The sequence below is a fragment of the Acinetobacter sp. YH12106 genome (genome assembly GCF_013418995.1).
Classification (GTDB): Bacteria; Pseudomonadota; Gammaproteobacteria; order Pseudomonadales; family Moraxellaceae; genus Acinetobacter; species Acinetobacter pseudolwoffii.
On record NZ_VPAV01000016.1, the window covers coordinates 39,135 to 52,781 of the forward strand.

The window sequence follows — 13,647 nt, forward strand, 5'->3', positions numbered from 1 at the left end:
CTGGAGATAAATATGAAATCGAAGTCTTTAAAATTAAGTAGCTTATGTTTAGTCATAATGGGGGGATATCAGGGGGTAGCGGCACAGACTCAAGCGCAGCTGCTGCCATTATTTAAGGCAGCAGAGATTCCATCTTTATGTGATGCCAATCTGGCCAGCATGCAAAAAGATATTCAGATATTTGAAAATCAGAAAATTAAAAATAAGGCCAAGGCAGGGCCTTATCTGGCTGAATGGGATGAATTGCATGCCAAAGCCCGGGATTTTGGTGCAGCAGTCGGATTGTATAGTAATGTCGATCCAGACCCTGCATTGCGTCAGGCAGCAGATGACTGTGAGCTAAAAATCAGCAAGTACCAGACCACGCTGTACCAGAATCCGAAACTGTATGCCCAGTTCAAGAAACTGAAGGCCAGCGATCCGATTGCTCAAAAATTCTTGCAAGATATTCTGGAGCAGTTTGAAAAAACAGGGGTACAACTCAGTGCAGAAAAACAAAAGCGCCTGAAAGATATCATCGAAGAATCGACCAAGCTGTCTCAGGATTTCGCCAAAAATGTACGTGATAATCCGCATAAAGTCGAATTTACCCCAGCAGAAATGAAAGGTCTGCCAGCCAGCTATATGGCGGGGTTAAAGAAAAATGAAAAAGGCAATTATCTGCTTGGCTTTGATTATCCGGAATACCAGCCATTCATGGAGCTGGCAGAAAGTGATGAAGCGCGTAAACGTTATCAGATGGCTTATACCCGCCGTGGGACAGAGCAAAACCTGCAATTTATGAAAAAAGCCATTGATCTGCGTTATGAGATGGCCCAACTTTTTGATAAAGAAAGCTATGCACATTCAGCCCTTGAATTTCGTATGGCAAAAACACCTGAAGCGGTGAATTCTTTTCTAGAGGATGTGTATAGCAAAGTCGCACCTTTAGAGAAACAAGATGTAGAGGAGTTACGCCAGTTCAAAGCCGAGACCTTAAAAGTTCCACGAGAGAAAGCAGATATTACTCGCTGGAATCAGGGCTATTGGAGTGAAAAACTGCGTCAGGCCAAATACAAGGTCGATCAGGAAAAACTGCGCGATTACTTCCCGACCGAAGCGGCACAAAAATGGTTATTTGCTGTGTCATCAGAACTGTACGGGATTGATTTCAGGCCGATGAAAGTCAAGGCCTGGCACAATGAAGTGGAATATTATGCGGTACATGACACTGCCTCAGGTGAATTCTTGGGCGGATTATATGTCGATAAATACCCGCGTGAAGGTAAATATGGACATGCGGCCGTCTGGGGCGCTTATGGTGGCAGTACCCTGAATCAGCGTCGTCCAGTGTCGGTACTGGTCACCAACTTCAACCGCAAAGGTTTGAACAGCAACGAGCTGGAAACCTTTGTGCATGAAATGGGGCATGCCTTACACGGGATTTTATCGAAAACCCGCTATTCCGAACAGTCTGGTACATCGGTAGAACGTGACTTGGTGGAAGCACCTTCACAGATGTATGAAGAGTGGGCACGCCGTCTGGAAACCTTATCAAAAGTGGCCGATTATTGTGAACCGGCTTGTCCACGTGTCGATGCTGCCATGACTGAGCGTCTCAAAGACGTAAAAAACTATGGTCGCGGTCTGCATTATGCGCGTCAGACTTTATATGCGCAGTACGATATGGCCTTACACAGTAAAGATGCCCTCAAGACCGACCCATTAAAATTATGGCAAGAGATGGAAAGCAAAACTGCCTTGGGTTATGTACCCGGTCAGCAGTTCCCGGGACAGTTTGGGCATGTGATGGGCGGCTATCAGGCAGGTTATTACAGCTATATGTGGTCCGAGGTGATTGCGCTAGATATGCTCTCTGCCTTTGGCGATCAGTTGATGGATAAAAAAGTCGGTGCGCATTATCGCAATACGGTCTTGGCGCAAGGCGGACAAAAACATGGCGAGCAGATGGTGAAAGACTTTCTGGGTCGTGATCCGGACAGCAAAGCTTTCTTTAATGAAATCTCTGGAAAAAATTAAGGAAGGCAAGCGATGCTGGCATATATTATTCGACGGCTCTGGCAAATGATCCCCACCATGCTCGGGGTGATTTTGCTGATCTTTCTGCTGTTTAACTGGGTGGGGGGCGATCCTGCCTATATCCTCGCTGGTAAGATGTCCAATGCAGAACAGATTGAAAACATCCGGCAACAGCTTGGCGTGGATCAACCGTATTATGTGCAACTGTGGATTTTCATCAAGCAGATTTTAACCTTTGATTATGGGGTGAGCTGGAGTACCGGCGAGTCGGTGGCGCAAATTATTAGTACGCGTCTGGGACCCTCACTGACCATTCTGATTCCACTGACCATTTTGCAAACCATTATTTCCATCATTTTAGCCTTGGGTGTGGCGTCAGTTCGCGGCAGTCTGACCGATCGCATGATCATGATGCTGTGTACCATCGGTATGTCGATCAGTATTCTGGTCTATATCATTGTGTTTCAGTATTTCCTCGCTTATGAGCTGAGCTGGTTTCCGGTGCAGGGCTGGAGTGATAATTTTGCTGACAATCTTTTCAAATACGCCTTGTTGCCTGTACTGATTATGCTGGTGGTGAGTATTGCCCCGACCTTACGTCTGTACCGCAGTTTCGTACTGGATGAAGTCAATCAGGACTATGTGCGTACTGCACGGGCCAAAGGTCTGGGCGAAAGCCGGATTCTGGGCGTGCATGTGCTACGCAATGCTTCGATTCCGATTATTACCGACGTGATGGCCGGGCTTCCGGCACTGCTGATCGGTGCTTTCCTGATTGAGCGTTTTTTTGGTATTCCGGGGATTGGCCGTGAAGTGATTATTGCCGTAGAGCGTTCGGATTTCCCGGTGATTAAAGCGATTACGGTCTATGTTGCCGCTGCGACCATGATATTCAACTTGATTGCCGATCTGATCTATAAATGGGTCGATCCACGCGTACAGTTGAAGTAGGTGAATTATGCTGAGTGCGATATTTAAAAAAGAGCAACACGCTCAAGCCGTGCCTGAGTCTACTTCGACAGGATTATGGCAACTGGCCATGCGCCGTTTGAAACGTGACCGGATTGCCATGTTCTCCTTATTGGTGGTGCTGTTTTATCTGCTGCTACTTTTGCTTTCCATGAGCGGTTTTATTGCCAAGGACTGGAATAAAGAAGTGGCGGTCAGTTATGCACCGCCAAGTTTTATCAGTGCAGCGCCTATGCCGGCTGTTTCCGGTGAAGAACAGGAAGCAGAATTGGTCGTTTTACCGGTCAATCCAGTCGATCCTTTAAAAGAGGTGATTGCAGAACTCAATGCTGAAATTGCTGCTGAGCAAAGGATGGGGGGCAGCATCGATTATTATGGTGTAACAGATCCGCTGGCAGAAGACATGCACGTCATTAACCAGCAGCTCGGTGGTCAGCTGATGGATCAGGACAGCGAATTAAAACAGAGTCTGATCTTTGGTGCGGATAAATGGGGACAGGATGTTTTACAGAAAACCATTAAAGGTGCGGAAACCTCGATTCTGGTCGGACTGGTTGCGGCTTTGGTCGCTGTGATCATTGGCACCGTACTTGGTGCAATAGCAGGTTACTTTGGTGGCTGGGTCGATGATCTTCTCAACTGGTTTTATAATATCTTTACCTCGATTCCCTATCTGTTGCTGGTTTTGGCGATTGCCGCAGTGTTACAGCAGAAAGGCATTTTATCAATCATCTTGATTTTAGGTCTGACTGGCTGGACCGGGGTCTTCCGTTTGGTTCGTGCCGAATACATGAAACATACGGCACGTGAATATGTGCTGGCTGCCAAGGCGATTGGCGTGAGCAATATGCGTCGTATGTTTGTCCATATTTTTCCCAATGTCAGCCATATTGCCCTGGTACAGATGTCTATTCTGGTGGTGGCATTTATCAAGTCTGAAGTCATTTTGAGCTTCCTTGGTTTCGGTGTGCCTATCGGGGTCGTGTCATGGGGCAGTATGCTAAATGAAGCGCAAAGCGAGCTGATTTTGGGTAAATGGTGGCAACTGGCGGCAGCCTCAATCGCCATGGCGGTATTGGTGACTGCTTTCTCGATGTTTACCGATGCACTCCGTGATGCATTAGATCCAAAACTGAAATAGGAGCGCAACCATGTCTGAAATCAATCCAAGCACAGCACCTGCGCTACTTCGCGTAGAAAATCTGCGAGTCAGTTTTAAAGGTGAAAATAAAGAATATATTGAAACCGTAAAAGGGGTTTCTTTTGAAATTCCGGCCAATACTACGGTGGCATTGGTGGGAGAATCGGGAAGTGGCAAGTCGGTTACTTCACTGGCGACCATGGGCTTGCTCCCGACGGAAAGCGCGCGTATTTCCGAAGACAGCCGGATTATCTTTGAAGGGAAAAATCTGCTTAAGCTCAAAACCCGTGACATGCGCCAGATGTGTGGTAAAGACATTGCCATGATTTTTCAGGAGCCGATGTCCTCGCTCAATCCGGTATTTACGGTAGGCATGCAGATTGCAGAAATCCTGCAACTCCATTTGGGTATGAATAAAAAACAGGCGCGGCAACGTACTTTAGAACTGCTCAAAGAAGTGGGGATCCCTGCACCTGAAACTAAAATCGATGCCTATCCGGGACAGCTTTCGGGGGGGCAGCAGCAGCGGGTCATGATTGCCATGGCCATTGCCTGTGAACCCAAGCTGTTAATTGCGGATGAACCGACCACAGCCCTGGATGTCACCATTCAAAAGCAGATTCTGGACTTGCTGGAATCTCTGCGTCAGCGCCGTCAGATGTCGATGCTGTTCATTACCCATGATCTGGCTTTGGTTGGTGAAATTGCCGATCAGGTGATTGTGATGCGACATGGGGAAATTCGTGAACAGGGTTTGGTTCAGGACGTATTGGATCGACCTCAGGATATGTATACCCGGGCTTTATTGCATTGCCGTCCACAATTGTCGCAACGTCCGTTACGTTTGCCGATGATCAGTGATTTTATGAAACAGGATGGTTCAACCTGGCTGGACGATATCCACCTGAATACTCAACTTCCGCAACGCTCACGCGGACTGAAGGGTGGAGAAGAAATTATTCTGGATGTACGTGATCTGAAAAAATCTTTTTATAGCCGCAAAGGTCTGTTTGGCAAAGATGAATTTCAGGCGGTGAAAGGGGTTTCTTTTCAGCTGGCCAAAGGTAAAACCTTGGGGCTGGTCGGAGAATCCGGTTCTGGCAAAACCACCATTGGCTTGTTATTGATGCGTTTGCAACAGGCAACAGGCGGTAAAGCGCTGTTTCAGGGGCGGGACATTTTGGCCATGTCTGAAAAGGAATTTAACCAGTATCAACGTAAAATCCAGATCATTTTCCAGAATCCTTATGCCTCTTTAAATCCGCGTTTTACCGTGGGGCAAATCCTGATGGAACCGATGCAGATTCATAAAATTGGTCAGGATGATGCAGAGCGCAAGCAAATGGCTTTGGATCTGTTGGAGCGGGTCAGCTTGCCTGCTCAGGCTTTTTATCGCTATCCGCATGAGTTTTCCGGTGGTCAGCGTCAGCGTATTGCAATTGCACGTTGTCTGACTTTGAAGCCTGAAATTTTGATCTGTGATGAGTCGGTCTCGGCGCTGGATGTATCGGTACAGGCACAGGTCTTGAATTTACTGCAAGATTTGCAGGATGAATTTGGACTCAGTTATATTTTCATTTCACATGATTTATCGGTGGTGAAGTATATTTCAGATCAGATCATGGTGATGAATCATGGGGAACTGGTGGAAATTGCCAATTCAGATGAATTGTATCAGTCACCACAGCATGAATATACCAAGCGTTTACTCAGTGCCATTCCACAAGGGATTCCACAAAGTGCCTGATACATAATGCATAAAAAAGTCAGGCATTTGCCTGACTTTTTTTGTTTATATCAATTAAAACTTTTTAAAGCCTTTATTGACACCGTATGGACGACGTGGCGCATTTTCATCACGCTCTTCACGGCGACCAAAAGCTTGATCTGGACGAGTTTCGCGGCGAGGAAATTGAGTATTGCCATCACGGTTGTCACGACGAACGAACTGCGTACCATTTTGGTTTTCATTTCTGTCACGACGACCATAGGCATTGTCATCACGACGCTCGCGGCCAGGGTTATTCTGTGGTTGTTGTTCATCACTGTCACGACGTTGCTGACGCAAGAAACCGCCACGGCGTGCAGCCATCGGTTTATCCTGCATACGCTCGTTACGACGTTTCGCCATACCAAACAGGCCTGTACCTTGACGTGGTTTCAGTTCCACAGCTTTGGTCAGGTTGTCGATATCGTTTTTATCCAGTTCAATCCAGCGACCGGTACGCAGTTCGCGTGGCAGAATCACAGTACCGTAGCGGGTACGCAGCAGACGGCTTACTTTCAGACCTTGTGATTCAAAGATACGACGTACTTCGCGGTTACGACCTTCTTTTACTACGACCTGGAACCAACGGTTAATACCATCACCGCCGAGTTCAGAGAACGATTCGAATTTCGCTGGGCCGTCATCTAATACCACGCCTTTAAGCATGGTGTTTTTGATTTGTGGTGTCACCTCACCCATGACACGAACTGCGTATTCACGTTCGATTTCATTGGATGGGTGCATCAAGCGGTTGGCAAGTTCGCCATCATTGGTGAACAGTAACAGACCGGTCGAGTTAATATCCAGACGGCCGACCATGACCCAGCGATCGCCCGGAATCGCAGGCAACTGTTCAAACACGGTCGGGCGGTTTTCAGGATCGCTACGTGAGCAGATTTCGCCTTCAGGCTTATAATAGATAATCACACGACGACGAATTTCGTCTTCAATCTGAAATGCAACCTTACGACCATCGATGCGAAGCTCATCACCTGGTTCGATTCGTTCACCCACTTGGGCAATTTGCCCATTGACGCTTACACGACCCGCGGCAATGACTTCTTCCATATAACGGCGAGAACCCAAACCAACGCGTGCAAGCACCTTTTGCAATTTTTCACTCATGACAGCATAACCTTAGAAATAATTATCAACAGTTCACCTATTTATGACTTCGGTGCATTTGCATCGAGGGCCATAAAAGCTTCCTTGGCATCCTGCAGGGGAGGCAATTGGCCTAAAGAATTCAAGCCAAACGCATTTAAAAATTGTGGCGTTGTCATTAACAACGCAGGTCTTCCAGGGAGTTCACGAAATCCGGATTCTTTAATCCAGTTCCAGTCAAACAGCGTACGCAAAATCTGACTGTTATTCGTCACACCACGAATTTGTTCAATATCGGCTCGGGTCACCGGCTGGTGATAAGCAATCACTGCAAGTGTTTCAAGTAAGGCTGGCGACAAGCGAGTTGGTCGCTCAGGCCAGGTCTGTGCAATAATATTACGATATTTTGCACGCACTTGAAAACGGTAACCTTGTGCTGTTTCAATCAGTTCAATCGAACGGCCATGCATTAACATGGAAAGTTGTTGTAAATACTGACGTAATTCCTGTTTGCTATAGCGATCCTGAAAAGCCTCTTTCAGACGCGCCAATGAAACCGCAGAGTCGCTGGCGAAAATAATCGCCTCAAGCTGCATCAACACCTCATGCAGATGATCTTCTGCAGAAAACAGCGTATTTGGCTCTAGTGTCATTGACTGGCTCCTTGAACTGCGAGCGGGGCTTCAATACCTGTAGCAATAATCTGGATTTTTTGTTGCCGGGTCAGCTCCAGCACTGCCATAAAGGTCACCACCATACCCATGCGTCCCTGACTCGGTTTGAGTAAATCGGCAAAAGATAAGACTTCGCCAGATTCCAGACAGCTTTCAATATAGGCAATCCGTTCTTCGAGCAGTACCGGTTCCTGTTGCACCTGATGAATCACCGGTTCAGGACGGTTAAAAATACACAACAAGGCATCACGCAGTAAATCGATCGAATAGCCTTCATTATTCTGCTGAACGTCGCCCAGACTGACATGGGTCAGGAATGTATCACGCTCCAGAATAGGCATTTGCCCCAGACGTTCTGCTGCCTGTTTAATTCTTAAATAATTTTCTAAACGGTCGATCAGTTCTTGTTTTGGATCTTGCTCAATCGCAGACAGGCTTTTCGGTTTAGGCAATAACAGACGCGATTTGAGATCTGCCAATAAAGCAGCCATCACCATATAATCTGCGGTCAGCTCAATATTCAGGGATTTCATTGCATCCATATAGGATAAATATTGCGCTGCAATCGGCGCGATATCGACTTGCAACAGGTCAAAACCGTTTTTTTGAATCAGGTAAATTAAAAAGTCGAGTGGGCCTTCAAAATGTTCTAACAAGATTTCAAATGCGGCGGGAGGAATATACAGATCCTCTGGAATAGTATCCTGCCATTCATCCAGAACCCGAATGTGCGGAGCAGATTCCATTGTGTTATGGATAATTTGAGTCATTACAATTATAGGCCACGCGAATTTTCAAAGGCATGCAAAGGCTTGATCTTCGGTATCTCATCGAAAGAAAAAGCATAGAATTAAGTGCCGTCATTGTACTGGAAAAGTAACTCTAAATAAATTAAATAAGGAGTCAAAGGCATAAAAACTTGAAAAAATAATGGAATTTATCTGCAATTTAAAAGAAGGCCCCAAGAAAAACAGCCAGATAAGCGGGGCAAAGAGTCAATGTGTTACGGGTAGAAGCTATGACCATATCCATGTTTTAGTATCCTGCGATATGATTAATACCTATCTGAGTGCTAAGAACGTCAGCGCGGTGAGGAAGGATATTCACTCAGTGCAAACTCAATCATACGTTGGCAAGTCTCTGCCAGGCATAGGTTCTGGCTTGAATAGATCTGTAATAGCTGTCGAAGCAAAGCCAAATTCATGAAAAACTGATATTCAGTAGCATCAATGTTTAGAGTGGGACTGGGCGAAGGATATGCTTCGATCATGATGGCCCTGGATTGAAGTGTCCAAGGCAGTTCTGCATAGATACAATATTGGGCAGAGAATTCATGCTGATTCAGCAGGATATAAAATAAATCCATAGACTGACTCCTGCAGTCGGCTGGAAATAAGATGGCATTCTTTATTCAAATGCGCTGACATCACCCATGCCACGACGAATAATTTCTGGATGATCACCAGATAAATCAATAATCGAGGTGGTGCTTAATGTACCTAAACCGCTATCGATAAACACATCAATGCGTTTGCCCAATTGCATTTCAATCTCAAAAGGATCATCCAGCGGATCGGTCTGGTCCGGCAAAATCAGGGTAGAGGTCAAGAGAGGCTCACCCAGTTCTTTGAGCAGCATCTGACACACCGGATTGCTCGGAATGCGCAGGCCAATGGTTTTCTTTTTGGGATGCATCAAGCGTTTCGGCACTTCACTGGTGGCCGGTAAAATAAAAGTGGTGACTGCTGGTGTATTGTTTTTGAGTAAGCGATACATGGCATTGTCCACTTTGGCATAGGTGGCAATATCGGATAAATCACAGCACAAAATTGCATATTGATGTTTTGGGCCAAGTCCGCGAATCTGCGCAATGCGTTCCATGGCACTTTTATTCCCAATCTGGCAACCAATCGCATAGGCAGCATCCGTGGGATAGACCACCACATTGCCAGCACGGATTCGTTCTACCGCCTGACTGATTAAGCGCGGTTGCGGGTTATCGGGGTGTACGCGTAAATGCAGCATAGAGGCTACTCCAAGCTTGGGCTGATGGCTTATTATGTGGCGCTCAGGCAGCGTCTGGCAATCACCAAAAAGGTAGATTTGTGTAATTTAATCAAGCATTTCACGTATAAATTCATCAGATTGTAAACTTTTGCCACCTCTGCTACAGGCACAGATACCTTGAATAAAGCGTTGAGCATCCCGTGGCAATTTTGCCTCACCACGAAAATAAGCCTGCACTTGTGCATAGACATGATCTTTAAAGCGGGTTCCGTCACCACCGTCACCAGTCAGGTTATCCAGCGATACCCGGAATTTACGCCCAAAGGCCTGGGCAAACATCCACTCGATTGCCTGCGGTTTAATTTCTACCTGTTCAAACAGCGCTTGTTGCTCGGCTGTACGCCCATCCGGGGCATACCAGTAGCCAAGATCCGGAAGTTCCCGGCGTTTATCCCCGGCAATTGTCCAATGGCTGATTTCATGCAAGGCACTATTAAAGAATCCATGTGCAAACTGAATCCGGGCAGCAGTATCGGCATCGGCAGGAAAATATTCAGGTTCAAATTCGCCACGGACTAAAGTCACATTTAAATGGGAAAACCAGTGATTAAAGTGTAAGATGAGCCAGTCCACCTGCTGCGCTTCTGACGATAAATTCGTCCATGGCGAGAGTTGCACTTGTTGTGTTGAACTGTCAGAATCAAGGCTTGGAATTGTGCTAACGAGTGATGAAACATTCACTTCTGTTTGCGGCTGCAACAGATGCATGACTTGAGTTACCCAAATGGTCTGTCGAAATAAGTACAAAATTGTATCTTAATCTTTGACAGAGTACTGATGAATTTGTAGAATTGCCGCCTTAATTATGTCAGCAAATACCTTTCCGGCACAGATTGAGCCGTTTAAATGGGCTGAACAGGGCTTTAAATGGTCAGGTCAACTGCCTTTATCCCGCTTTGTTCGTATCGCTCGTGAAGCTGTTGGATCAATTGATGATCAATTGATTAACATAGACTGTAAGCTATCAATGGATGCCTATCATCGTATTGCATGGCTAGATGGTCACGTTGAAACAAAAGTTCCTATGGAATGCCAGCGTTGTCTGGAAACTGTAGAGATTGAACTGGTTTCATCGTTCCATTTGGCACTTGTGGATGATGAGTCACTGATAGAGCGCTTGGATGAGGATGCTGATTTCATCGTCCTAGGTGAAAGTGAAGCAACGACCAAAGGTGACTATGATGCACCTGCGACCGCTGATTTGCTCGCGCTGATAGAAGATGAACTGTTATTGTTGGTGCCGTTGTCGCCTAAACATGAGTTTTGCGAACATAAGCATCAGCCTGCCATAGAAGAAGTTGTCGAAGAAAAACGAGATAATCCGTTTGATGTTTTGGCAGCTCTGAAGGGTAAACTTAACTAATTTTTGTGTTATACTCTTGTGTATAAGACAATCGAATTTGTTCTGATCCATTTTTTCGATCTTTGTAAGGAGCCATCATGGCCGTTCAGCAAAACCGTAAAAGTCGCTCTCGCCGTGACATGCGCCGTTCACATGACGCTTTAACCGAGAATGCATTAACTGTAGACCAAGCTACTGGCGAGACTCACCGTCGTCACCACGTATCTAAAGATGGTATCTACCGTGGTCGTCAATTATTCGCTAAAGCATCTGCTGAATAATTGATGATGTATTAAGCGTCAAGCTTAGTAGAAAAAATGGGAGCATTTAGCTCCCTTTTTTTTGTCCTTGATTTTTGCTTGCATCGGTTTTTTGTTGTATTTGGCAATTACCGCCAGCAAAATTACATGCTAAATTGCGCTCCACAATGATTTAGGTGGCTTTATTGGCCAGTCTTCTTGCTACAACTGAAGATGACACCTCTTGAATGAAAGGATTTTATTATGTCTGCGACACAACTCGAACAAGCAGCACAAGCAACGAAAACTGCATTTGTATTTCCAGGTCAAGGCTCACAAAAAGCCGGCATGCTGGCTGAACTTGCAGAGCAGTTTTCTGCTATTCGCGAGACATTTGCAGAAGCCTCTGAAGCTGTCGGCTTCGATTTGTGGCAGATTGCGCAAACTGGCGAAAACTTAAATCAAACTGAATTTACCCAGCCGGTATTGCTGACTGCAAGTATTGCCTTGTGGCGCGTGTGGCTGGAATCTGGTGGTGTGGCACCGAAATATCTGGCAGGCCATTCACTGGGTGAGTACAGCGCGCTGGTGGCAGCGGGTAGCCTAAGCCTGGGTGATGCAGTCAAACTGGTCAACCTGCGCGGTAAACTGATGCAGACGGCTGTACCTCAGGGTGTCGGTGCAATGGCTGCTATTTTAGGTCTGGATGATGCCAAAGTGATTGAGCTGTGTGCACAGGCAACTGCAGCAGGTGAAGGTTCTGTTGAAGCGGCAAACTACAATGCCCAAGGGCAGGTTGTGGTTGCAGGCAATAAAGATCGCGTTGAAGCAGTGATGGCACTGGCCAAAGAAAATAGCGCTAAAGCAATTGCATTGCCGGTATCGGTTCCATCGCATTGTTCACTGATGAAACCTGCGGCAGAACAGTTTGCGCCTGCATTGGAACAAACCGCCATTGAGCTGCCATGCATTCCTGTATTACAAAATGTAGGCGCTGAAGCTGCGGCTGATGTCCCTGCATTGCGTCAGGCTTTAACAGCGCAACTTTATGAATCAGTACAATGGACCAAAACCCTGCAATTCCTTCAAGATGAAGGCATTCAGTACATCGTTGAATGTGGTCCGGGTAATGTATTGAGTAACTTGGCGAAACGCCTACCGAATATCGAAAAAGCACTTCCACTGGATAGCAAATCTCGTCTGGAAGATGCATTGAACACCGTATTGACGGCAGAAGGGAAAATTGCATGACACAGGAACCGAAAGTTGCCTTGGTAACAGGTGCAAGTCGTGGTATTGGTGCTGCGATCGCACAACAGTTGATTCAGGATGGTTATTTTGTCGTGGGTACTGCGACCTCTGAAGCGGGCGCTGAAAAATTATCTGCACAGTTTGCTGAAAATGGTGCGGGCAAAGTTTTAGATGTACGTGATGGTGCTGCGATTGATGCACTGGTGACCGAGATCGAACAGAACTATGGTCCAGTGCTGGCGTTGGTTAATAATGCCGGTATTACCAAAGACAACTTATTGCTTCGCATGTCTGAAGATGACTGGGATGATATTTTAAATATTCACCTGAAAGCCGTTTACCGTCTGTCTAAACGTGTGCTGAAAGGCATGACCAAGGCACGTTTCGGACGCATCATCAACATCAGCTCTGTGGTGGCACACTTTGCCAACCCGGGGCAGGCCAACTATTCTGCTGCCAAAGCCGGAATTGAAGCCTTCAGTCGTAGTTTGGCCAAAGAGATGGGTAGCCGTCAGATTACGGTTAACTCGGTCGCACCAGGCTTTATTGCAACTGAAATGACTGAACAGTTAAGCGAAGAAATTCGTAAAAAAATGACTGAGCAAGTGGCGTTAAACCGTTTGGGTAACCCACAAGATATCGCAAATGCTGTAAGTTTCCTGGCTTCAGACAAAGCCAGTTACATTACTGGTACAGTTATGCATGTAAATGGGGGCTTATACATGAGCTAAGCTCAAGTATAAACTTTCCAAATTTTTTAGATTCAATTAAACTAACGGCATTAAAAACGCCACAAGCAATGAGGAGAATTCCTGTGAGCGATATCGAACAACGTGTTAAGCAAGCAGTTGCAGAACAACTTGGTATCAAAATCGAAGAGATTAAAAACGAAGCGTCTTTCATGGATGACTTAGGTGCAGATTCTCTAGATCTAGTTGAACTGGTTATGTCTTTCGAAAATGATTTCGACATCACGATTCCTGATGAAGATTCTAACGAAATCACAACTGTTCAATCTGCAATTGACTATGTTTCTAAGAAACTGGGTTAATCGCCGATTTCAGCTTTGCTGA

The 13,647-nt window shown here is 46.1% G+C and carries 15 protein-coding genes; 9 read left to right on the forward strand and 6 right to left on the reverse strand.

The window, feature by feature from the left end; genetic code table 11:
• Window positions 1-12 precede the first annotated feature (12 nt).
• The 4 genes from FTU45_RS11245 to FTU45_RS11260 are packed head-to-tail and all read left to right on the forward strand — an operon-like array spanning window position 13 to window position 5,876.
• The gene (locus FTU45_RS11245) at window positions 13-2,019 is read left to right on the forward strand and encodes a M3 family metallopeptidase (protein WP_180076411.1); all 2,007 of its coding nucleotides are present in this window, start codon (window positions 13-15) and stop codon (window positions 2,017-2,019) included.
• Between the two features lie 12 nt (window positions 2,020-2,031).
• Entirely contained in the window at window positions 2,032-2,970 is a 939-nt protein-coding gene (locus FTU45_RS11250; protein WP_180076412.1) for an ABC transporter permease, read from the forward strand.
• A 7-nt stretch (window positions 2,971-2,977) separates the two neighbouring features.
• Complete coding sequence (locus FTU45_RS11255) at window positions 2,978-4,129, forward strand: ABC transporter permease (RefSeq protein ID WP_180076413.1); 1,152 nt, start codon at window positions 2,978-2,980, stop codon at window positions 4,127-4,129.
• Window positions 4,130-4,139: 10 nt separating this feature from the next.
• Window positions 4,140-5,876 carry an ABC transporter ATP-binding protein gene (locus tag FTU45_RS11260; RefSeq protein WP_180040304.1) on the forward strand — a complete coding sequence of 579 codons (1,737 nt, stop codon included), beginning with the start codon at window positions 4,140-4,142 and terminating at the stop codon, window positions 5,874-5,876.
• A 54-nt stretch (window positions 5,877-5,930) separates the two neighbouring features.
• Here FTU45_RS11260 and rluB read toward each other — a convergent pair whose 3' ends face one another.
• From rluB to FTU45_RS11290, 6 genes are all read right to left on the reverse strand, one after another.
• On the reverse strand, window positions 5,931-7,022 hold the full coding sequence (gene rluB, locus FTU45_RS11265; RefSeq protein ID WP_074384125.1) for a 23S rRNA pseudouridine(2605) synthase RluB: 1,092 nt from the start codon (window positions 7,020-7,022) through the stop codon (window positions 5,931-5,933).
• A gap of 41 nt (window positions 7,023-7,063) precedes the next feature.
• A complete protein-coding gene (scpB, locus tag FTU45_RS11270) occupies window positions 7,064-7,654 on the reverse strand; it encodes an SMC-Scp complex subunit ScpB (RefSeq protein WP_005095975.1) in 591 nt (196 codons plus the stop codon).
• Complete coding sequence (locus FTU45_RS11275) at window positions 7,651-8,445, reverse strand: ScpA family protein (RefSeq protein ID WP_100355517.1); 795 nt, start codon at window positions 8,443-8,445, stop codon at window positions 7,651-7,653. Before FTU45_RS11275 ends, scpB begins: the two co-directional genes overlap by 4 nt.
• A 311-nt stretch (window positions 8,446-8,756) precedes the next feature.
• The gene (locus FTU45_RS11280; protein WP_005095980.1) at window positions 8,757-9,041 is read right to left on the reverse strand and encodes a hypothetical protein; all 285 of its coding nucleotides are present in this window, start codon (window positions 9,039-9,041) and stop codon (window positions 8,757-8,759) included.
• Window positions 9,042-9,082: 41 nt separating this feature from the next.
• Window positions 9,083-9,700, reverse strand: coding sequence for an L-threonylcarbamoyladenylate synthase (locus FTU45_RS11285; RefSeq protein ID WP_180076414.1), 618 nt, complete (start codon window positions 9,698-9,700; stop codon window positions 9,083-9,085).
• 87 nt (window positions 9,701-9,787) lie between these two features.
• Window positions 9,788-10,450, reverse strand: a complete 663-nt coding sequence (locus tag FTU45_RS11290; protein ID WP_180076422.1) for an elongation factor P hydroxylase — start codon at window positions 10,448-10,450, stop codon at window positions 9,788-9,790.
• Window positions 10,451-10,547: 97 nt separating this feature from the next.
• Between FTU45_RS11290 and FTU45_RS11295 the strand changes: the two genes are divergently transcribed.
• The 5 genes from FTU45_RS11295 to acpP all read left to right on the forward strand — a co-directional run bounded on the left by FTU45_RS11295 (window position 10,548) and on the right by acpP (window position 13,625).
• Complete coding sequence (locus FTU45_RS11295; protein ID WP_074384127.1) at window positions 10,548-11,105, forward strand: DUF177 domain-containing protein; 558 nt, start codon at window positions 10,548-10,550, stop codon at window positions 11,103-11,105.
• 77 nt (window positions 11,106-11,182) lie between these two features.
• Window positions 11,183-11,365 (forward strand): 50S ribosomal protein L32, encoded by a 183-nt coding sequence (gene rpmF, locus FTU45_RS11300; RefSeq protein WP_004279227.1) that lies wholly within the window; start codon window positions 11,183-11,185, stop codon window positions 11,363-11,365.
• Window positions 11,366-11,587: 222 nt separating this feature from the next.
• Window positions 11,588-12,574 carry an ACP S-malonyltransferase gene (gene fabD / locus FTU45_RS11305; protein ID WP_005095987.1) on the forward strand — a complete coding sequence of 329 codons (987 nt, stop codon included), beginning with the start codon at window positions 11,588-11,590 and terminating at the stop codon, window positions 12,572-12,574.
• Window positions 12,571-13,305 carry a 3-oxoacyl-ACP reductase FabG gene (gene fabG / locus FTU45_RS11310; protein WP_005095990.1) on the forward strand — a complete coding sequence of 245 codons (735 nt, stop codon included), beginning with the start codon at window positions 12,571-12,573 and terminating at the stop codon, window positions 13,303-13,305. The genes fabD and fabG overlap by 4 nt, the downstream gene beginning before the upstream one ends.
• 83 nt (window positions 13,306-13,388) lie before the next feature.
• Entirely contained in the window at window positions 13,389-13,625 is a 237-nt protein-coding gene (gene acpP / locus FTU45_RS11315; RefSeq protein WP_004646101.1) for an acyl carrier protein, read from the forward strand.
• The last annotated feature ends 22 nt before the right edge of the window (window positions 13,626-13,647 follow it).

What these genes read in the sequence shown, in the direction of transcription:
- rpmF (WP_004279227.1), top strand. Translation starts at nt 11,183, where the DNA reads ATGGCCGTTCAGCAAAACCGTAAAAGTCGCTCTCGCCGTGACATGCGC.
- FTU45_RS11245 (WP_180076411.1), top strand. Translation starts at nt 13, where the DNA reads ATGAAATCGAAGTCTTTAAAATTAAGTAGCTTATGTTTAGTCATAATG.
- FTU45_RS11275 (WP_100355517.1), bottom strand. Translation starts at nt 8,445, where the DNA reads ATGACTCAAATTATCCATAACACAATGGAATCTGCTCCGCACATTCGG.
- fabG (WP_005095990.1), top strand. Translation starts at nt 12,571, where the DNA reads ATGACACAGGAACCGAAAGTTGCCTTGGTAACAGGTGCAAGTCGTGGT.
- FTU45_RS11250 (WP_180076412.1), top strand. Translation starts at nt 2,032, where the DNA reads ATGCTGGCATATATTATTCGACGGCTCTGGCAAATGATCCCCACCATG.
- FTU45_RS11295 (WP_074384127.1), top strand. Translation starts at nt 10,548, where the DNA reads ATGTCAGCAAATACCTTTCCGGCACAGATTGAGCCGTTTAAATGGGCT.
- FTU45_RS11255 (WP_180076413.1), top strand. Translation starts at nt 2,978, where the DNA reads ATGCTGAGTGCGATATTTAAAAAAGAGCAACACGCTCAAGCCGTGCCT.
- FTU45_RS11290 (WP_180076422.1), bottom strand. Translation starts at nt 10,450, where the DNA reads ATGCATCTGTTGCAGCCGCAAACAGAAGTGAATGTTTCATCACTCGTT.
- fabD (WP_005095987.1), top strand. Translation starts at nt 11,588, where the DNA reads ATGTCTGCGACACAACTCGAACAAGCAGCACAAGCAACGAAAACTGCA.
- FTU45_RS11285 (WP_180076414.1), bottom strand. Translation starts at nt 9,700, where the DNA reads ATGCTGCATTTACGCGTACACCCCGATAACCCGCAACCGCGCTTAATC.
- FTU45_RS11280 (WP_005095980.1), bottom strand. Translation starts at nt 9,041, where the DNA reads ATGGATTTATTTTATATCCTGCTGAATCAGCATGAATTCTCTGCCCAA.
- FTU45_RS11260 (WP_180040304.1), top strand. Translation starts at nt 4,140, where the DNA reads ATGTCTGAAATCAATCCAAGCACAGCACCTGCGCTACTTCGCGTAGAA.
- scpB (WP_005095975.1), bottom strand. Translation starts at nt 7,654, where the DNA reads ATGACACTAGAGCCAAATACGCTGTTTTCTGCAGAAGATCATCTGCAT.
- rluB (WP_074384125.1), bottom strand. Translation starts at nt 7,022, where the DNA reads ATGAGTGAAAAATTGCAAAAGGTGCTTGCACGCGTTGGTTTGGGTTCT.